The sequence below is a fragment of the Streptomyces sp. NBC_00654 genome, assembly GCF_026341775.1.
In the GTDB taxonomy this organism is placed as follows: Bacteria; Actinomycetota; Actinomycetes; order Streptomycetales; family Streptomycetaceae; genus Streptomyces.
The window spans coordinates 2,776,304-2,795,203 of the sequence record NZ_JAPEOB010000001.1 but is presented as its reverse complement, the minus strand read 5'-3'; the positions used below and the strand labels follow the sequence as shown (position 1 = coordinate 2,795,203).

General features: G+C 72.7%; 16 protein-coding genes and 1 pseudogene. 9 read left to right on the top strand and 8 right to left on the bottom strand.

What is annotated here, in order from left to right:
* The first annotated feature begins 90 nt into the window (after window positions 1-90).
* A complete protein-coding gene (gene treY / locus OHA98_RS11955) occupies window positions 91-2,562 on the top strand; it encodes a malto-oligosyltrehalose synthase (protein WP_266925027.1) in 2,472 nt (823 codons plus the stop codon).
* Here treY and OHA98_RS11950 read toward each other — a convergent pair.
* Both OHA98_RS11950 and OHA98_RS11945 read right to left on the bottom strand, forming a co-directional pair.
* Window positions 2,522-3,628 carry a cytochrome P450 gene (locus tag OHA98_RS11950; RefSeq protein ID WP_266925025.1) on the bottom strand — a complete coding sequence of 369 codons (1,107 nt, stop codon included), beginning with the start codon at window positions 3,626-3,628 and terminating at the stop codon, window positions 2,522-2,524. The genes treY and OHA98_RS11950 overlap by 41 nt on opposite strands.
* 243 nt (window positions 3,629-3,871) lie before the next feature.
* Complete coding sequence (locus tag OHA98_RS11945) at window positions 3,872-4,438, bottom strand: DUF1707 and FHA domain-containing protein (protein WP_266925023.1); 567 nt, start codon at window positions 4,436-4,438, stop codon at window positions 3,872-3,874.
* A 130-nt stretch (window positions 4,439-4,568) separates the two neighbouring features.
* On the opposite strand from OHA98_RS11945, the gene OHA98_RS11940 reads away from it, so the two are divergent.
* From OHA98_RS11940 to OHA98_RS11920, 5 genes are all read left to right on the top strand, one after another.
* Window positions 4,569-5,522 (top strand): GNAT family N-acetyltransferase, encoded by a 954-nt coding sequence (locus OHA98_RS11940; RefSeq protein WP_266925021.1) that lies wholly within the window; start codon window positions 4,569-4,571, stop codon window positions 5,520-5,522.
* A gap of 277 nt (window positions 5,523-5,799) precedes the next feature.
* Complete coding sequence (locus OHA98_RS11935; RefSeq protein WP_266925019.1) at window positions 5,800-6,711, top strand: GNAT family N-acetyltransferase; 912 nt, start codon at window positions 5,800-5,802, stop codon at window positions 6,709-6,711.
* Between the two features lie 127 nt (window positions 6,712-6,838).
* Window positions 6,839-7,360, top strand: a complete 522-nt coding sequence (locus OHA98_RS11930; protein WP_266925018.1) for a MarR family winged helix-turn-helix transcriptional regulator — start codon at window positions 6,839-6,841, stop codon at window positions 7,358-7,360.
* Window positions 7,361-7,473: 113 nt separating this feature from the next.
* Entirely contained in the window at window positions 7,474-7,938 is a 465-nt protein-coding gene (locus OHA98_RS11925) for a hypothetical protein (protein ID WP_266925016.1), read from the top strand.
* Between the two features lie 55 nt (window positions 7,939-7,993).
* Window positions 7,994-8,860 (top strand): NmrA family NAD(P)-binding protein, encoded by an 867-nt coding sequence (locus OHA98_RS11920; protein ID WP_266925014.1) that lies wholly within the window; start codon window positions 7,994-7,996, stop codon window positions 8,858-8,860.
* A gap of 116 nt (window positions 8,861-8,976) precedes the next feature.
* Here the strand turns inward: OHA98_RS11920 and OHA98_RS11915 are convergent, their stop codons facing one another.
* On the bottom strand, window positions 8,977-10,335 hold the full coding sequence (locus OHA98_RS11915; RefSeq protein WP_266925012.1) for a GH1 family beta-glucosidase: 1,359 nt from the start codon (window positions 10,333-10,335) through the stop codon (window positions 8,977-8,979).
* 371 nt (window positions 10,336-10,706) lie between these two features.
* Here OHA98_RS11915 and treZ point away from each other — a divergent pair, with 371 nt between their 5' ends.
* Complete coding sequence (gene treZ / locus OHA98_RS11910) at window positions 10,707-12,398, top strand: malto-oligosyltrehalose trehalohydrolase (protein WP_266927876.1); 1,692 nt, start codon at window positions 10,707-10,709, stop codon at window positions 12,396-12,398.
* A gap of 174 nt (window positions 12,399-12,572) precedes the next feature.
* Here the strand turns inward: treZ and OHA98_RS11905 are convergent, their stop codons facing one another.
* Window positions 12,573-14,021 (bottom strand): amidase, encoded by a 1,449-nt coding sequence (locus tag OHA98_RS11905; protein WP_266925010.1) that lies wholly within the window; start codon window positions 14,019-14,021, stop codon window positions 12,573-12,575.
* A gap of 306 nt (window positions 14,022-14,327) precedes the next feature.
* On the opposite strand from OHA98_RS11905, the gene OHA98_RS11900 reads away from it, so the two are divergent.
* Window positions 14,328-14,861, top strand: coding sequence for a hypothetical protein (locus OHA98_RS11900; RefSeq protein WP_266925008.1), 534 nt, complete (start codon window positions 14,328-14,330; stop codon window positions 14,859-14,861).
* A gap of 33 nt (window positions 14,862-14,894) precedes the next feature.
* On the opposite strand, the gene OHA98_RS11895 is transcribed toward OHA98_RS11900, so the two are convergent.
* The gene (locus OHA98_RS11895) at window positions 14,895-16,022 is read right to left on the bottom strand and encodes an aminopeptidase P family protein (RefSeq protein ID WP_266925006.1); all 1,128 of its coding nucleotides are present in this window, start codon (window positions 16,020-16,022) and stop codon (window positions 14,895-14,897) included.
* Between the two features lie 69 nt (window positions 16,023-16,091).
* Window positions 16,092-16,325: pseudogene (locus OHA98_RS11890) on the bottom strand (ATP-binding protein); the annotation flags it as partial.
* A 116-nt stretch (window positions 16,326-16,441) separates the two neighbouring features.
* On the opposite strand from OHA98_RS11890, the gene OHA98_RS11885 reads away from it, so the two are divergent.
* The gene (locus tag OHA98_RS11885) at window positions 16,442-16,831 is read left to right on the top strand and encodes a VOC family protein (RefSeq protein ID WP_266925004.1); all 390 of its coding nucleotides are present in this window, start codon (window positions 16,442-16,444) and stop codon (window positions 16,829-16,831) included.
* Window positions 16,832-16,933: 102 nt separating this feature from the next.
* Here the strand turns inward: OHA98_RS11885 and OHA98_RS11880 are convergent, their stop codons facing one another.
* Both OHA98_RS11880 and OHA98_RS11875 read right to left on the bottom strand, forming a co-directional pair.
* On the bottom strand, window positions 16,934-17,593 hold the full coding sequence (locus tag OHA98_RS11880; protein ID WP_266925002.1) for a response regulator transcription factor: 660 nt from the start codon (window positions 17,591-17,593) through the stop codon (window positions 16,934-16,936).
* On the bottom strand, window positions 17,581-18,810 hold the full coding sequence (locus OHA98_RS11875; RefSeq protein ID WP_266925000.1) for a sensor histidine kinase: 1,230 nt from the start codon (window positions 18,808-18,810) through the stop codon (window positions 17,581-17,583). The genes OHA98_RS11880 and OHA98_RS11875 overlap by 13 nt, the downstream gene beginning before the upstream one ends.
* Window positions 18,811-18,900: the final 90 nt, after the last annotated feature.

The window sequence follows — 18,900 nt, the reverse complement described above, 5'->3', positions numbered from 1 at the left end:
GGCGTCACCCCCGTGCCTCCCGCGACAAGAACGGGTGATGCTCACGGCCGCCGTGACACACACCGCTGCCCGCTGGGTACGTACGTTCGCATGACGCCCACCGCCACGTACCGCCTCCAGCTCCAGCCGGACTTCCCCTTCTCGGCAGCCGGGGACGCGGTGCCCTACCTCGCCGCGCTCGGCGTCTCCCATCTGCATCTTTCGCCCGTCCTGGAGGCCGTTCCCGGTTCCCGGCACGGCTACGACGTCGTGGACCACAGCCGGGTCCGGGCCGAGCTGGGCGGTGAGGAGGGGCTGCGGCGGCTCGCCGCGACGGCCCGCGAGCACGGGCTCGGGCTGATCCTGGACATCGTGCCCAATCACATGGCGACCGCGCCCCGCCACAACCGGGCGCTGTGGGAAGTGCTGCGCGAGGGCCCGGAGTCCCCCTACGCCCGCTGGTTCGACATCGACTGGGCGGAGCACGGCGGCAGGATCCTGCTGCCGGTCCTCGCGGGGCGCCTGGGCGATCAGCTCGACCGGTTCTCGGTGGAGGGCGACGTACTGCACTATGACGAACAGGTGTTCCCGCTGCGCGAGGGCACGGCCGCGCTGCCGCTGCGCGAGCTGTTGGACGCCCAGCACTACCGGCTCGGCTGGTGGCGGCTGGCCCGTACCGAACTGAACTACCGGCGCTTCTTCACCGTCCCGGAGCTGATCGGGGTCCGCGTCGAGCATCCCAAGGTCTTCGACGCCACCCACGGCAAGGTGCTCGAACTGCTCCGGGACGGTGTCGTCGACGGGCTGCGTGTCGACCACCCGGACGGTCTCGCCGACCCGGCGGCCTATCTGGAGCGGCTCGACCGGGCCACCGGCGGCCGGTGGACGGTGGTGGAGAAGATCCTCACCGGACCGGAACCGCTGCCCGCGGGCTGGGCGGTCGCCGGGACGACGGGGTACGACGCGCTGCACCGGATCGACGGGCTCTTCACCGACCCCGCGGGCGCGGCGGAGCTGCTCGGCCGCTACCGGGACTTCGCGGGCCCGCCCGGCGACCGGGGCGGCTACTGGGCGGCGACCGTGCGCCGGGCCGCGTACCGCGTGGTGACCCATGAACTCGCCGCCGAGACCGCGTGGCTGACCCGGCTGGCGGTCCGGGTGTGCGCCGCGGATCCCGTCCTGCGCGACCACGCCCCGTGGGCACTCCACACCGCCGTACGCGAACTGCTCGTCCGGATCCCGGTCTACCGCCCGTACGTCACGGCCGGCGGGCCGCTCACGGACGCCGCCGCGTCGGCGCTGCCGGAGGAGGCGGTACGGGACGCGAGGGCGGTGTTCTCCGTGCCGGAGGAGGCGGCGGCCGTCGGTGTGGTGCGGGACCTGGCGCTGGGGCGGCTCGGCGACGGGCCGGAACAGGCGGCGTTCTGTGCCAGGTTCGCGCAGACGGCGTCGGCGCTGCACGCCAAGTCGGTCGAGGACACCGCGTTCTACCGCTATGTGCCGCTGATCTCCGCGACCGAGGTGGGCGGCGACCCCGGCAGGCCCGCCGTGCCGCCTGAGGAGTTCCACACGTTCTGCGCACGGCTGGCCCGGGACTGGCCGGCCACCGGCACGGTACTGACCACGCACGACACCAAGCGCAGCGCTGATGTGCGGGCCCGGATCGCGGTGCTCTCGGAGTGCCCCGAACGATGGTCCGCGCTGGTGGAGCAGCTGACCCGGGCGACGACGGTGACGGCACCGGACCCACAGCTGGCCTGGCAGTCCTGGCAGTCCTCGTACGGCTGCGCGGCGCTGCCCGGTACGGAGATGGCGGGGCGGCTCGAACCCGCACTGCTCAAAGCCGTACGGGAGGCGGGGCTCTTCACCAGCTGGACCGAACCCGATCCGGGGTACGAGCGGGCGGTGACGGACTTCGTCGCGGCCGGTCCGGGCAGCGCCACCGGTGCGGCGCGGACGCTGGTGACACGGTTCGCGGGCACGCTCGTCCCGTTCGTGCGGGCCAATGTACTGGGCGCGGCGCTGGTGCATCTGACGATGCCGGGGGTGCCCGATCTGTATCAGGGCACGGAGCACGAGTACCTCGCGCTGGTCGACCCGGACAACCGGCGGCCGTTCCGGCAGCCCGCTGCCGGCTCGGCCGGCACCGACGGCTCGGCCGGGATCGACGGCTCGGAAGGGGTCGACGGCTCGGGGGGTGCGTACGGCTCGGTCGGGGCCGGTGAGAAGGCGGCGCTCACGATGGCCGCGCTGCGGCTGCGGCGGGCGCGGCCGGAGGTGTTCGGGGAGTCGGGGACATACCTCCCGCTGGTCGCTCGCGGCGCGGCGGCAGGGCACTGTCTGGCGTTCTGCCGGTCGGGCGAGGTCGTCACGGCGGTGACCCGGCTGTCCCTGCGGCTGGCGGAGGAGGGCGGCTGGCGCGGCACGGTGCTTCCGCTGCCCGACACCGGCCCCTGGCTGGACGTCCTGGCGCCGGGACGGGAGTTCTCGGGCGGCACGGTCGCAATGGAGGAACTGTTCGCCGAACGGCCGGTGGCCCTGCTCAGGAAGGCCGTACGAGAAGAGTCCGCGGACCACGGGTGAGCAGCCCGGTGCCGACCGGACGGAAGCCGTCCGCCCAGCGGAGGCGGGGCATGGCCTCCAACAGGGCGCGCAGCCCGTACTCGGCCTCCAGCCGGCCGAGCAGTACGGCGGGGCAGCCCGCGGGGCCGGTGATGAGACGGCCGGGGTCGGGACGGAACGGGTCGAAGAGGTCGGGATCGGCGAAGCGGTCCGGGTCGCGTCCCGCCGCGCCGGTCAGACAGGCGACGGGCGCCCCCGCGGGGAGCGTGCCACCGCTGACGGGGACTTCGGTCAGGGTGCGGCGCAGGACGATCTGGACGGGCGGGTCGCGGCGCAGCGTCTCCGTCCAGGCCCGCGCGATGAGCCCTGGTTCGGTGCGTACGGCAGCCAGCAGGTCGGCGTCGTCGAGCAGGTTGGCCAGGAACGACGCGAGGGCCGTCTCCCGCAGAGCCGTGTGCCCGGCGCAGTCGGTGGGACCGACGGCGGAGTGGATGAGCCGCGGATGGAGGGCGGCACGCGGCAGCCGGTCGAGGTCCGGGGAGGAGAGACCGGCCGCGGCGGCCGCGGCACCGGCCGGAAGCCAGCGGCAGAACTCCTCTACCAGGTCGGCCTGTTGGCGCCCGGCTATGCGGCGGGCCAGCACATAGGCGGTCCGCTCGACGGCCTTGCGGCGGGCGGGGGCCACAGCGTGAACAGAGCCTGTTGGGCCTGTGGGAGGGGCGGGGCCTGCGGGATCGGCGGGGCGGGCCTGGAGCCCGGGCCCCCGCGTCCCTTCGTCCCGCGCCGCACAGTGGATGCTGCCCCGGCAGAGCCCGAGCGGGGCGGGGCCGCCGCGCGGTGCGCCGTCGTGCGGGTAGCCGGCGAACCGGGGGTCGGTGAGCGCGACGGCCACATCGGCGTACCTGCTGAGCAGCCAGGCGCCGAGGCCCTCGTCGTAACAGAGCGGGTAGGCCTCGCGCAGGCGGCGGTAGAGCCGGAGCCGGCAGGGGTCGGTGGCCGCACCGGGCGCCAGGAGGCCGGGCTGCCCGCCCGTCCGCCTGCGCGGGGAGGGGGCCGCTGGTACGCGCTCGGGTCCGTCGACCGGCATCCGCACCCCCGGGGTCGGTGCGTCGCTGCCCGACGCGGCTGCCTTCAGCCCACCACCACCGGGCTCTCACCGCAGTCGGCGTGCGGCCGTTCGGGTGACGGCCGCGCACGGCGGGCATGGCGGGGCACGGCTGCGCACCGCGGGGCACCCGGCGGGGCACGGCGGGGTTCGCGGGGTGAGGCCGACGAACGGCGGGTCGGCAGGGTAGCGCGGGATCCGAGGGGTCGGGCGGGGTTCGCGGGGTCAGGCGGGCGGGCGGAGCGCCTGGGCGGTCAGCCGGAAGCTCATCCGGCCGAAGCTCACCTGGTCCCCGTCACGGACCGGGACCGATCCGACGACCCGCTGGCCGTTGACACAGGTGCCGTTCGTCGAACCGAGGTCGCGCAGCACCCATCGGCTGCCCTGCACGGTGAGTTCGGCGTGCAGCCGGGACACGGTCTCGTGGTTGAGCCGCAGGCCGTTGCCCGGGTCGCGGCCGATGAGGAGCGGGTAGGGGCCGGGGGCCGGCAGCAGGAGCTTCGGCAGCCGTTCGGTCTGCCAGGCCCGGCGCATCCGCCCGGGGAAGGCCGACAGGCCGCCCACGGCACGGGCCAGGCTCTGGGTCCAGCGCCCGCCGGAGTCCAGGTCGGAGGTGAGCGCCGCCAGTTCCTCGGGGCGGCGTGCGACGAGGGCCAGTTCCATGCGTCGCAGGAAGGTGTCGTGGGAGAGCTTGCCCTGCGCGGCCCCTTCTCTGAGCACGCCGAGGACACGGTCGCGCTGGGCGTCCGACAGCCGCGCGGGATACGTGTGGAACTCGAAGGAGGACGTCACAGGGTCGATTGTCGGGCCGACCGCCCCGAGGTGTCCAGAAGAACCCCTCTTTCCGCCCGTGCTGACCTGCGGTGCTCCTCGGCCGGGGCCGTTGTTAGTGTCTGCGGCCTATTCGCCATGAGGAGAGTTCATGACCCTTGCACCACAGGATTTGACCGTTCGTCCGCTGGCCGGACCGCAGGAGCTCGGACTCTTCCGCCGTCTGTCGTACGTCCTGGACCACGAGTTGGCGGACGACCTGGCGACCGGCCGGCGCCGCCCGGAGTGGATGTGGGTGGCGCTGCACGGCGAGCGCGTCGTGGCCAGAGCCGCCTGGTGGACCGCCGAGAAGGGCGGGCAGCCGCTGGCACTGGACTTCTTCGACCTGGACGACACCCTGCCCGTACCGGAGCGCGTCGAGATAGGGGTCCGGCTGCTGGAGACGGCCGTCGCGGCGGTGCTGCCGGTGGGCGCGGCACGTCCCGAGTACGGCAGGTTCGTGCCGCCGGACTGGCACGAGGACCCGGTGGCGCGCGAGATCGTCGAAGCCCGGATCCAGGTGATGGAACGTACGGGTGCCCGGATGCTGGTGGAACGGCTGCGTCTGGAGTGGCGGGCCGGGACGGCGGTCCCCGAGGACAGCGGCCGGCTGGTGTTCCGGCCGGTCACCGGGCGCGAGGATCTGGTCGCCCTGATGACACCGGTGATGGAAGGCACCCTGGACGCGCACGGGCAGGCGGACCTGGCGTCCGGGCTGAGCGCCCGTGAAGCGGCGGAGAAGCACTTCGACGAGGAACTCGCGGGCTATGCGAGCCCGCGGGAATGGTGGCGGACGGCCGAACTGCCCTCCGGTGAACCGGTCGGCTTCGTCGTCCCGGCCCGCAACAACTACAACCCGGTCATCGCCTACATCGGCGTCGTGCCGGCACACCGCGGGCAGGGCTACATCGACGACATCCTCGCCGAGGGCACCCGGGTGCTCGCCGGACAGGGCGTGGAGCGGATCAGGGCGGCGACCGATCTCGGCAACGTCCCGATGGCGAAGGCCTTCGAGCGCCTGGGGTACGTGAACTTCGAGCGCGCGTTCAACATGGTCTGGGACTGACTCGTCCAGGGTTTTCCCGGCACCCGGCCGTCCGGGGATCGAGGCCCGTGGTTCCGGCGTCCGTCAATCCGATGGACGGGCCGTCCGGGGCCGGGTTAGTGTGCTCGCGAAACGCCGGACCAGCCGAGCGAGTCGTGGAAGGAGGCGAGAGAAGTGCGTACGAGCAACAGCACCACCATCCGTAGCACCTCATTCCCGCGCTCCCGTCCCGTCCGCAGGGCGGTGTCGGACTCCGTCTGACCGGGAGCGCGCTGTTCAGTCCCCGGAGGACAATTCCATGACCGATCTGGTCATCCGCGCGCTCGGTCAGAGCGACGCCCAGCTTTTCGACTCCCTTCAGGACCCCGCCCTCGTCGGCCGGGCCGCGTTCGGCCACCGCTACGCCACCGTCGCGGCCGGCGGTGACTACCGCCCCGAGTGGACCTGGGTCGCCCTGCGCGAGGGCACCGTGGTCGCCAGGGCCGCCTGGTGGGGCGGGCCCGATGACAGCGAGCCCATCCTGCTGAACTGGTTCGACTTCGCGGACGGCGAGGACGAGGCGGGCGCCGAACTCCTGCGGCGCGCCCCCTTCCACCTCGAGTACGAACTGATCCTGCCCGCGGACTGGCGGGAGGTCCCCGAGATCACGGCCGCCGCGCGGTCCCGGATCGCCGCCGCCACCGCGGCCGGACTGCGGCCGCTCGTCGAGCGCTACCGCTACCGCTGGACCCCGGACGACGGGCTGCCCGCGCGCCCCGGCCGGCTCACCTTCCGCCCGGAGCCCGACGACGCCGTGATTCTGGACGTCCTGCGCCGGGTCCACTCGGTCACCCTGGACGCCCACGCCCGCAAGGCGATCGAGGGGCCCGGCGGCCTGGAGGCGGCGGCCCAGGAGGAGCTGGACTTCTTCCACTGGTGCCCCTCGCCGCGTTCCTGGTGGCAGCTGGCGTACACGCCGGACGGCGCGGTGGCGGGCATCCATGTGCCCGCGCACAACCCGTCGGGTCCGTGCATCGGCTTCATCGGGGTCGTCCCCGAGGCACGTGGCCACGGTTACGGCTACGACCTCCTCGTGGAGTGCACGCACTTCCTGGCCGAACAGGGCGCCGAGTACGTCGCGGGCGCGACCGACCGGGGGAACATCCCGATGGCCGCGGCGTTCGCCCGCGCCGGACATCGCATCACCCAGGAACTCGTCCACCTGGCGTGAGCACGGTGGCCTCAGCGGCAGACCGGCCCGCGGGTGATCCTGTCACCCCGCTCGGAGTCGGCGGGGCAGCCGCCGTCGCGGCTCCGCACGGCTTGACCCGAATGTAGTTAGCTGCCATATTAGTTTCATGAGCAACGAGGAAGCGAACCCTGGTGCCGTGCCGACACTCGATCAGGCACGGCACCAGATCGCACGGTACGGCCTCGACGCCGACCCCCAGGCGGTGCTCGTGGCGGCGCGACTGATGGCCGCGGGGGTACAACTGGACCGCGCGTCCGAAGTGCACTTCTCCCGGTTCGAACTGTCGACCGGGCGCTACCGCCTCCTGGTGGACCTTGAGGACAGCGACGGGGAGAAGTCGCCGTCGCGCCTCGCGAAGAGCCTCGGCGTCTCGCGCGCCACGGTGACCGGCCTGGTGGACGGGCTCGAACGCGAAGGCCTCGTGGCCCGTCGCGCGTCCACGGAGGACGGACGGGGCGCGGTGGTCGTCCTTACGGCGCGCGGCGCCCAGCGACTGCGCGACATGGCCGCGGACCACTTCGCGCGCCTTCAGGCACTGGTCGGCGGGCTGACCGCCGACGAGCGCGGCCTGTTCCTGGACCTGCTGGAACGGATCACGCAGGGCATCGGCGCACTGACCGCCGAGTAGCGTCCCGCACCGACACCGCACCGCACGAGAAACGAGAAGCAGCCGCCCCGACCGGTCGGCAAGCTCTCCATGCCCACATAGTTAGGCCCCTAATAACTTTTCGAGGAGTGCATGTGAGCCCCACCCACACCAAGGCCGCCGAGCGCGGCTCCACAGCACGCCCGTTCACGCTCCGGAAAGAAGTCGCCGTCGCCTACCTGGCCCCCGCCCTCACGGCCGGGCTCGGTGGAGTCCTCGGCGGTCAGCCCGAACTGACGGTGGCCGCCTTCACCTCCATCGGGGCCACATCGGCCGCGGTGGCCTTCGTCGTCGGCAAGTGGCTGCACCGACGGGGCCGGCCGCGCCGATGGACGACATCGGTGCCGCGTCCCGCGATCACCATCGGGCTCGGCATCGTCGCTGCCGGAATCGCGGGACTGGCCGGGTGGTTCGCGGCCGACTGGCTGCCCGCGCACACTCCGGTGCCCGACACCGGCTGGCTCGAACGGCTGCGGATCGACCTGCCGCTGTCGGCCGCCCTCGCGACCACGATCATCACGTGGCGATGGCGCGGCACGGCATCCCCGCCGCAGAGGTGACCCGGCCGGCCTCCACCCGTTTCCCCGAACCCACCACCACCACGAAAGGCACACTGTGATCACCATCATGGGCGCGACCGGCACCACCGCCGGCGCGCTGCTCCGGCGCCTGATCGAACTGAACGTCCCCTGCCGCGCCGTCAGCCGTACTCCGGACAGGCTGCGCGCCGCGATGAGCGGGGAAACGCAGGTCGAGGTCGTCGGTGCGGACGCCGCGGATCCCCGCGCTCTGCGCACCGCGTTCGAAGGCTCCTCGCAGCTGTACCTCGCCATGGCCAACAGCCCGCATCAAGTCGCGCTGGAGATCAACGCGATAGACGCCGCGGCCGCGTGCGGGGTACGGCACGTCGTCAAACTCTCCTCCCCGGCGGTCGAGCCCGACTCGACGGTCGCCATCTCGCGCGGGCACTGGCGGGTCGAGGCACACCTTGCGGCAACCGGCATGGTGCCCACGCTGCTCCGGCCCTACGGGTTCATGCAGAACCTGCTCCTGAACGCTCCGGCGGTCGCCGAGGGCGTGCTCATCGGGGCGATGCGCGACGTGCCCTGCAACTACATCGACGTCCGGGACATCGCCGACGTCGCCGCGGAGACCCTCCTCCGCCCCGGCCTCGGCGGGGCCGCGTACACGCTGACCGGCCCGCAGGCCTTCAGCCATCCGGAACTCGCCCGTCTGCTCACCGAGCGGACGGGCCGGTCCGTCCGCTACATCGACCTGCCGCCGGACGAGTTCCACGGCCATCTCGTCCGGACCGCACACATGCCGGACTGGCTCGCGAGCCATGTGGTGGAGATCCAGCAACTGGCCATCGCACGCCCGGAATCCCCGGACGACACCGTGGAAACCGTCCTCGGCCGGCCCGCCCGGACTCTGGACGCCTTCCTTCACGAGCATCTCGCCATGTTCGCGCCAGTCGTCTGACCGGCAGCTGACCGGCACCTGACCGGCACCTGACCGGCATTTGACCGGCCCCCGCCGATGGCCGCGCGTCCGCGAGGGGGCCCGCGCACGTGCAAGGAGGAAGCGGCGGCGGGGGGCTACCGCTGGTGCCGCGTCTTCTGCGCGCGGATCAGGTCGCGGTACCAGCCGTAGGACTCCTTCGGTGTCCGGCGCATCGTCTCGTAGTCGATGTGGACGAGCCCGAAGCGCTTGGCGGCACCCTCGATCCACTCGATGTTGTCGGTGAGCGACCAGGTGAAGTAGCCGCGCACGTCGATCCCGTCGTCGATGGCGGCGCGCAGTGCGGTGAGGTGCCCTTCGAGGTAGGCGATACGACGGTGGTCGGCGACGGGCTCGTCGATCGCGCAGCCGTTCTCGGTGATGTGGAGCGGCGGAAGACGGTCCCCGAAGCGCTCGCGCAGCAGGGCGAGCGTCTCGCCGAGTCCTTCGGGAACGACGGGCCAGCCGAAGTCGGTCTTCTCGTAGCCCTCGATCTCGCGTATGCCGAAGGGGAGTTCGGCGGGCATGCCGAAGCCGGAGAAGGATTCGAGGGCCTCCGGTTTGGGGGCGCCGACGAGGGTGGGGTTGTAGTAGTTGACGCCGTACCAGTCGAGCGGTGCCGAGATGACCTTCAGGTCGTCCGCCACCGGGCCCGGCATCAGGGCCGCGAAGTTCTCGTCGGGGTAGCGGCCGGTGAGGATCGGGTCCGCGAACAGCCAGTTGGTGAGCGTGTCGTAGAGCTCCGCGCCGAAGCGGTCCTCCTCGCTGTCCCCGGCCGTCCAGACCGGGGCGTGCGAGAGCGCGACGCCGATGTTGTCGGCACCCGCCGCACGCAGGGCGCGTACGGCGAGGCCGTGGGCGAGCAACTGGTGGTGGGCGGCGGGCAGGGCGTCGAAGAGGAGGGTGCGCCCGGGGGCGTGCTCACCGAGCGCGTAGCCCAGCAGAGTGACTTCCGCGGGTTCGTTGATGGTGATCCACATGGGTACGCGGTCGGCGAGGCGTTCGGCGACGATGCCCGCGTACTCGGCGAAGCGGTAGGCGGTGTCCCGGTCGAGCCAGCCGCCCGCCTCGTCCAGGGGCAGTGGGGTGTCCCAGTGGTAGAGGGTGGGGGCGGGGGTGATGCCGTGGGCGCAGAGTTCGTCGACGAGCCGGTCGTAGAAGTCGAGCCCCTCGGGGCTGACCGCGCCACTGCCCCCGGGCACCACGCGCGGCCAGCTGACGGAGAAGCGGAAGGCGTCCGCCCCGAGTCCGGCGAGCAGGGCCACGTCCTCGCGGTAGTGCTCGTGGAACCCTGTGCCGCGCGTGGTGTCGGTGCCGTCCTTGATCCGGCCCGGCTGCGCGGCGAAGGCGTCCCAGCCGGAGGGGCCCTTGCCGTCGGTGTCGGCGGCCCCCTCGGTCTGGAAGGCGGAGGCGGAGGCTCCCCAGAGGAAGCCCGGGGGGAACATCGGCACGGTCATCTCGGCCTCCAGCAGCCGTACGTATGAGCAGAACCAGGCAGGGCAATGATCAGAACCAGACCCTAATCGCCAGTAACGGGCTCGCTCTAGTGTTCCGGGGCCGTGAACGCGACTTCCGCCGATCATGGAGCCCGCCTTCGGGCGACCTGTTCATGAACGAGGAGTGGTGAATGCAGTTCGAGGTGTGGGCCCCGGCGGCGGAGTCGGTCGTGCTCCATCTGTCGCGCGCGGCGGCGGGAACAGGCGCGAGAACAGGTGCGGGGACGGACAGCGGGGCGGCAGCGGACAGCGGCGCGGGGGCGGACAACGGCGCGGGGGCGGCTACCGCCGCGCGGGCCGGCGCGGGAGCGGATACCGGCGCGCGGCGGGCGATGGTGCGCGATCCGGCGCGGGCGGGGTGGTGGTGCGCCGAGGCGGACGCGGTGGACGGCGACCGCTACGGGTTCGCCGTGGACGACGGCCCCGTACGGCCCGATCCGCGTTCCCGCCGCCAGCCGGACGGCCCGGACGGCGAGAGCGCGGTCGTCGACCAGGAGGCGTACGCGTGGCGGCACGCGTGGGCGGGACGCGGACTGCCCGGCGGCACCCTGTACGAGCTGCACATCGGGACGTACACCGGAGCGGGCACCTTCGACGCCGCCGCCGAACGGCTCGGCCACCTCGCGGAGCTGGGGGTGACCCATGTGTCGCTGATGCCCGTCTGCCCCTTCCCCGGCACCCACGGATGGGGGTACGAGGGGGTGTCCCTGTGGGCCGTGCACGAACCGTACGGCGGCCCGGCCGGGCTGAAGCGATTTGTCGATACAGCGCACGGTCTGGGGCTCGCCGTCGTCCTGGACGTGGTCCACAACCATCTCGGCCCGTCCGGCAACCACCTCCCGGCCTTCGGCCCGTACTTCACCGACACCCATCACACCCCCTGGGGCGCGGCGGTCAACCTGGACGCCCCGGGCTCGGACGAGGTCCGCGCGTACCTGCTGGGCAGCGCGCTCGCCTGGCTGCGCGACTACCGCCTCGACGGACTGCGGCTGGACGCGGTCCACGCCCTCGCCGACACCCGCGCGCTCACCTTCCTGGAGGAACTCTCCGCGGCCGTCGACACGCTCGCGGCGGAGACCGGCCGTCCGCTCAGCCTGATCGCGGAGTCGGATCTCTGCGACCCGCGCACCACCACCCCGCGCGAGGCCGGCGGCCTCGGGCTGCACGCCCAGTGGAACGACGACTTCCACCACGCCCTGCACACCGCGCTGACCGGCGAGTCCCAGGGCTATTACGCCGATTTCGCCGAGGCCCCGCTCGCCGCCCTGGCCAAGACGGTGACCAGCGGCTTCTTCCACAACGGGACGTACTCCAGTTTCCGGGGCCGTACGCACGGACGCCCCGTCGACGTCACCCGGAGCGCGGCCCACCGCTTCGTCGGGTACGCCCAGACCCACGACCAGATCGGCAACCGGGCCCTCGGCGACCGGCTGGCCGCCACGCTCTCCCCCGGCCTCCAGGCCTGCGCCGCGGCTCTGGTGCTCACCGGCCCCTTCACCCCCATGGTGTTCATGGGCGAGGAGTGGGGTGCCCGGACGCCGTGGCAGTTCTTCACCGACCACACCGACCCGGCACTCGCGGAGGCCGTACGCAACGGCAGGCGGCGGGAGTTCGCCTCGCACGGCTGGGCCGGGGAGGACATCCCCGACCCGCAGGACCCGGCGACCCGCGACCGCTCCTGTATCGACTGGAGCGAGCCGGAGCGCGAGCCGCACGCCCGGCTGCACGCCTGGTACCGCGAACTGATCGCGCTGCGCCGGGCGATGCCCGACCTCCACGACCCCGACCTCGCCACGGTCAAGGTCGCGTACGACGAGGACGCCCGCTGGCTGGCGTACCGCAGGGGTGATCTCCGGATCGCGGTGAACCTCGCCGCCGGCCCCGCCACGATCCCCCTGGGCGGCGGCCGGAACCGGCGCCCCGGTGGCAGGGTGCTGGCGGCGTGGGAGCCGGTCCACGCGCCGGACGCCGATGGTCTGCTGCACCTGCCGCCGGAGTCGTGCGTGGTACTGGCGGACGACTGAGGAGATCCGGACGGGCGCGACGCGGGTGATCCCGGCGACGCACCCGTCCGGAGCCCTGCCCGGAGGAACACACCCCACGCGTCCCGGGGCGCGGGGCCCCGGTGCGCGGGCATCAGGACAGCGGCGCAGGGTGATATGTCACAGACCTGCGGACCGGCAGCGCGGTGGCGGCGGTCAGAATCCCGGCGGACGGCGGAATCCGCCGATCACCTTCTCCAGGCACCGCACGAACTGGACCGCGGTGCGGTCGTGCAGGTAGGGCGCGATCACCTGGATGCCGACCGGAAGCCCGTCCCGGGTGGAACCGACAGGCGCCACCGCCGCGGGCAGATGGTTGACCGCCGACGGCGCCATCCATGTGAGCATCTCGCGGTACGGCCGGTCGGCGCCGTCGACCCGCAGAGTGCGGACCGACCAGCCGGGGTCGGGCCGGTGGTCGTGGGGGAAGGCGGCCGTAGGGCTCACCGGGCAGAGGAGCACGTCGACGTCGCGGAAGAACTCGGCCCAGCGGCGGCGGGAGTGCTGCCGCCGTTCGTCGAGCGCGTGCCAGTCACGGAAGCCGACCGTCAGGTCCGACGCGAGCCCGCCCGCGGCCCCTTCCGCCGCGGCGAGCTCCACGAGCCCGGCATACGACTCGTCCGACTCGACCAGCCCGCTCTGCGCCATCAGCAAGGGCTTGTAGAGGGACATCGTCTCTTCGAGCCCGACCGGTCCCCCGCCCTCGACCACGACGGCTCCCTCGGCCCGCACCGCCTCCAGCGTGGCCCGCATGATCGCGGTCAGCTCGCTGTCGACGGGGCAGAACGGGTCGTCGAGCCATGCCGCGACCCGGAACTCCCGCAGCGTGCCCGCCCTGGCGGCGGGCAGCTCCAGCCGCCATCCCGGGGCACGGTCGTGATCCGCTCCCGCGAGGACGTCGAGACCCAGGTCGAGGTCTTCGGCGTGCCTGCCGAGCGGGCCGAGCACCGCCATGTCGAAGTCCGCCAGCGTCCCGGGAGCATGTCCCGAGACACTGCCGTACCTCGGCACGATCCCGAACGACGTGCGCAGCCCGTAGACGCCGCAGAAGTGGGCGGGCACCCGAATGGATCCCGCCGAGTCGCCGCCGAGCTCCAGGCCGGTCAGCCCCGCGGCGAGAGCGGCGGCGGACCCGCCGGACGAACCGCCGGGTCCGCGGGTCGGGTCCCACGGGTTGTTCGTGGTCCCGTAGACCTCGTTGTAGGTCTGCCAGTCCCGGGCGTCGGGCGGCATGTTGGACTTGCCGAACACGATCGCTCCCGCGTTCCTGAGCCGCGCGACCGACTCGGCGTCACTCGTCGAGACGTGATGCCCCCAGCGGGCCGAACCCCCGGTGGTCCGCATGCCCGCGACTTCGAGACTGTCCTTGATCGTCACGGGGACACCGTGCAGGCGGCCGAGCGGTTCGCCGCGCGAAACCATGCGGTCGGCCTCCAGCGCTGCGGCCCTCGCACCCTCCTCGTCCCGGGCGACGACGGCGTTCACCTTCGGATCGAATTGCTCCACCCGGTCGAGGTAGTGGTCGAGCAACTCGACGCTCGATACCTCCTTTGCCGCGACGGCGGCAGCGAGCTGGCCTGCGGAGCGAAATGCCAGATCGGTCATGCGAACCTCCAGAAAAGCCAGACCCGCGGCGGTCACATCTCTGCGAACGACGCAAAATCCCAGTTCAGGGCGGGTCTGCGCCGAGCCTAACGTGCGTGGGGACCATGGTCGGGGTGTGTCCTTTCTCACTCGCGCCAACCGTCGGCGCGAGCTGTGGGCTCGTAACTCCGGCGCCCCCATCCCTTTTTGACGGTGGCCTTTCTCCGGCTCGGGCGACAGAGTGGCGGGACGGACTCCTGTCCGATCGCCCGCCCGTAGCAGTGCTGATGAACGTCCCTCTCGTACCAGCCTCATCAAGGAGAAGCCATGCGCCGAACCACCGTTGTCCCGCTGGCCGTTGCCGCCGTACTCCTCGGCGCGGTGCCCGTCTCGGCCACGCCCGCCGGCACCGGCACCAGCACCGGCACCGGCACCGGCTGGGAACCTGCGCCCTCCGCGCCGTGGGACGTTTCCGCGGGCGTCCGGTGCGACTTCCCCGTCCACGGCGAGCCCGTCGTCGACGAAGTGGTGCGGCGCGTGCTGGACACCTACCCGGACGGTTCCGTGAAGCGGGTCGCGTACAAGGGCGACCTGGTCGTCCGGGTCACCAACACCGGGTCCGGCGCCTTCTACGACGCGGACGTGAGCGGCACGGCCGTCGTCGACCACCGCACCGACGGCTCCCAGTTCTGGTCCGTGCTCGGTCCCGTGCTGGTCGGGGTGGGGGAGGGCGGTGGCAATCTGCCGCGTGGCCTGTACATCGTCGACGGGATGTACACCCTGGACATCAGCTCGACCGGGTACAAGACCGTGAACATGGCGCATGGGACGCAGGCCGACATCTGCTCCCGCATCGACTGACCGAGCGGCCGCGTCCCGGCCCCGTGTCTTCGTCTACTCGACGATCGCCAGCTCCCGCGAGGTCGTGTTCAGCCGCCGTCCGCCGTCCTCGGTGACCGTCACGATGTCCTCGATCCGGACTCCGAACCGGCCGGGGAGGTAGATGCCGGGCTCCACGGAGAAGCACATGCCCGGGACGAGCGGCCGCTCCTCGCCCTCGATCATGTAGGGCGGCTCGTGGGTGGTGACCCCGATGCCGTGGCCGGTGCGGTGGATGAAGCGCTCGCCGTAGCCGAACTCGGTGATCACGGCGCGCGCCGCGCGGTCGATGTCCTGGCACGCGGCACCGGGCCGGACCGCGGCGCAGCCCGCCTTCTGCGCCTCCCGGACGATGTCGTGCACGCGCTGCTCCTCGGCGGTGGGTTCGCCGACGTGGACCGTACGGGAGGTGTCGGAGCCGTAACCGTGCTTGAGCCCACCGAAGTCGAGGACCACCATGTCGCCGCGCTCGATGGTGCGGTCGCCCGCCTCGTGGTGCGGGTTGGCGCCGTTGGGACCGGAGCCGACGACGGTGAAGTCGACCTGGGAATGCCCGAACTGCTTGAGGAGTGCGGACAGATCGGCCGCCACGTCGGTCTCCCTGCGGCCGGAGAAGCGCACCTTCAGGATCTCGCCGTACGTGGCATCGGCGGCGGCACCCGCTGCCGCGAGGCGGTCCAGCTCATGCGCGTCCTTGACCGCCCGGAGCATCGGGAGGGCCTCGGTGAGGGAGGTGTAGGAGGTGGCGGGGAGGATCTGCTGGAGACCGAGCAGATGCATCGCCCAGGCGTTGTCGCTGATCCCGAACCGTCCCCCCGCGTCCAGCAGCGGCGCGGTCACCGCGTACGGGTCCTTGCCGTCGGTCCAGTCCCGCAGGGTGAGTGCCGGGGCGCCCACCGCGTGCTCGGCGTCCGGTGCCTCCAGGGTCGGGACGACCATGACGGGGTCCTCGCCGGCCTTGAGGACGAGGAGGGTGAGGCGTTCGGTGCTGACGGGCTGGTAGCCGGTCAGGTGTACGAGGTCGGGGCCGGGCGCCACGAGGAGACCGGCGAGACCGGCGGCCTCGGCCGCCTCGGCGGCGCGGGTCATCCGGGCCCGGTAGTCGTCGGCGGTGAAGGGGGCGGGCTGGTTCGGGCTGGACATGGCAGACCTCCTGGCGGACGACACGGCACACAGCATCCTGCCCGTACGCCGGAAACGGCGCTAGCGGGGGTCGGGGGCGCCCTTGCGGTCCGCGCGGCCCAGGCGGTCCGGCTCGGCGCCGGCGAGGTGGAAGCCGTCCATGGGAACGAGCACGGCGCGTCCTTCGAGGGCGTCGACGAGCCGGGCCGCCAGGGTGGACTTCCCGGCTCCGGGCGGGCCGGTGATGCCGAGGATGCGGCGGTGGCCGGGAGCGGCGAGGCGCAGGGCGCGGTCCGTGAGCTCGGTGAGGTCGCTCGTGTCCATGCGGGGCGTGGTGCGGTGGCGGAACGGAGGAGCGTTAGTGTTACGTATAACCGCCGCGTCGGCCCACCCACCGGTCAGCCTTGACCGCCGTGCCGCTTCCCCGGAAGGACCCGCACATGTCCCTCATCGCCCTGGTCACGCTGGTCGTCCACGACTACGACGAGGCCATCGCCTTCTACCGCGACGCCCTCGGCTTCGAACTGGCCGAGGACACGGACCGGGGCGACGGCTCCCGCTGGGTCGTGGTGCGCCCGCGCGGCACCGCCCCGGGTACGGGCCTGCTCCTGGCCCTCGCCAAGGACGAGGCCCAGGGCGCGAGCGTGGGGGCGCAGACGGGTGGCCGGGTCGGATTCTTCCTGCACACCGAGGACTTCGCGGGCGACCACGAGCGGATGCGGGCGGCCGGGGTGCGGTTCCTGGAGGAGCCCCGGCACGAGGTGTACGGCTCGGTGGCGGTCTTCGAGGACCTGTACGGCAACCGGTGGGACCTGTTGCAGCCCGCGTGAGCCGCGCCGCCGCCCGGCGCCCGGCGCCCCGCCGCCCGGCGCCCGGCGCCCCGCCGCCCGGCGCCCCGCCGCCCGGCGCCCGGCGCCCGGCACCCCGCCCCGTCAGTTCGCTCCCTTGCTCTCCAGGTACGCCAGTACCGCCAGCACCCGGCGGTGCACCGAGCCGTCATCCGGTTCCAGGCCGAGCTTGGCGAAGATCGAGCCGATGTGCTTGCTCACCGCGCGCTCGGAGACGACCAGTTCGGCGGCGATGGTGGCGTTGGCCTGGCCCTGGGCCATGTGCTCCAGGACTTCGCGCTCCCGCGCGGTGAGGCTCTGGAGAGGGCCCGCCGAGGCCTTCCGGGTGAGCAGCTGGGAGACCACTTCCGGGTCGAGGGCCGTACCTCCGGCGGCCACCCGTTCCAGGGCTTCGAGGAACTGGTCGACGCGTCCCACCCGGTCCTTGAGCAGATAGCCGATGCCCTGCGCGCCCCGGGCGAGCAGCTCGGCGGCGTAGGTCTCCTCGACGTACTGCGAGAGGACCAGGATCGGCAGCTCCGGCAGTTCGGCGCGGGCGGCGAGGGCGGCGCGCAGTCCCTCGTCACGGAAGGTGGGCGGCAGCCGCACGTCGAGCACCGCCACGTCCGGCCGGTGTTCGAGGAGTGCGGGCAGCACTTCGGGGCCGGTGGCGGCGTCGGCCACCACGTCATGGCCCGAACTGGTGAGGAGCAGGATCAGGCCCTCCCTCAGCAGGGCGTTGTCCTCGGCGATCACGATCCGCACGGCAGCTCCACTTCGATGTCCGTAGGCCCCCCGGTGGGGCTGCTGATCCGGGTGGTGCCGTCCAGCGCGGCGACCCGCCGCCGGATCCCCACCAGCCCGCTGCCGGCGCGTTCGTCCGCGCCGCCGTGCCCATCGTCGCCGATCACCACCCGCAGGATGCCGGGGCCCCGGTCGATCCGGACGCGCGCCGAGGTGGCACCGCTGTGCTTGCTGATGTTGGTGAACGCCTCGGCGACCACGAAGTACGCGGCCGCCTCGATCGCGGCGGGCAGCCGACGGCCGTCCTCGACGCCGTCCAGGTCGGCCGTCACGGGTACCGCCACATCGGCGGCCAGCGCCCGTACCGCACCGGCCAGTCCGCGGTCCGTCAGGATGGGCGGGTGGATGCCGCGCACCACGTGCCGGAGCTCGGCGAGCGCCTCGTCGGCGCCGTCCTGCGCCTCGCCCAGGCGGGCCCGCGCGGCGTCGGGATCGCGGTCGATGAGCTGCTTGGCCAGGCCGATCCGCATCGACAGGGCGACGATCCTGGCCTGTGCGCCGTCGTGCAGATCCCGTTCGATACGGCGCAGTTCGGCACCGTGCGCCGCGACCGCTCCGGCCCGGCTCTCGGTGAGCTGCTCGATCCGCTCGGCGAGCGCGGCGGACGGCCGGGAGGAGAGCAGGGACAGGGTCCAGTTCGCCGACAGATCCGCGAACACGGGGATCCAGCGCAGCACCCAGCCGCGCCTTTCGGGCAGCGGTGTGCCGTACTCGTCGGCGGTACGCCGGTCCAGGAGACGTACGAGCGGCAGCGCGGCCCCGTCCACGAGGAGGCCGATCGGCCACAGCACCATCGTGAGGTAGCCCAGCCCCATGCCGAAGAGGGTCTGCAACGGCAGCCACAGCACGTCGCGCCAGGTCGTGGAGTCGGTGAGAACGCGTCTGACCCGCTCGGACAGTTCCCCGCTGTCCAGCGGCAGATACCGCGTCGGCCGGAACGGGACTCCGAGCCGGGCGGACGCCCTGCGGCGCTCGAACTCCGCGAACGCGCGCAGCAGTTTGGCGGCCTCCGGCAGCGCGGGCAGCCCGATGATGACGACCGCGAACATCATGACGGCCACCACCAGGAACCCGCTCAGATAGGTGAGCAGGGCTACGGAGATGCCGAGGAAGAGGTACTGCGACGCTTCCCACGCGCGACGGATGGCGGCCGTCAACGGGCCGGGATCGGGGCTCATGACATGTCACATTACGGGGGTCGGCCCGCCACCGGGCTGGTGCGCTCCCCCCGGCCCGTGGTGGAGCAGGCTGTACCCCCGGCCGGGAGC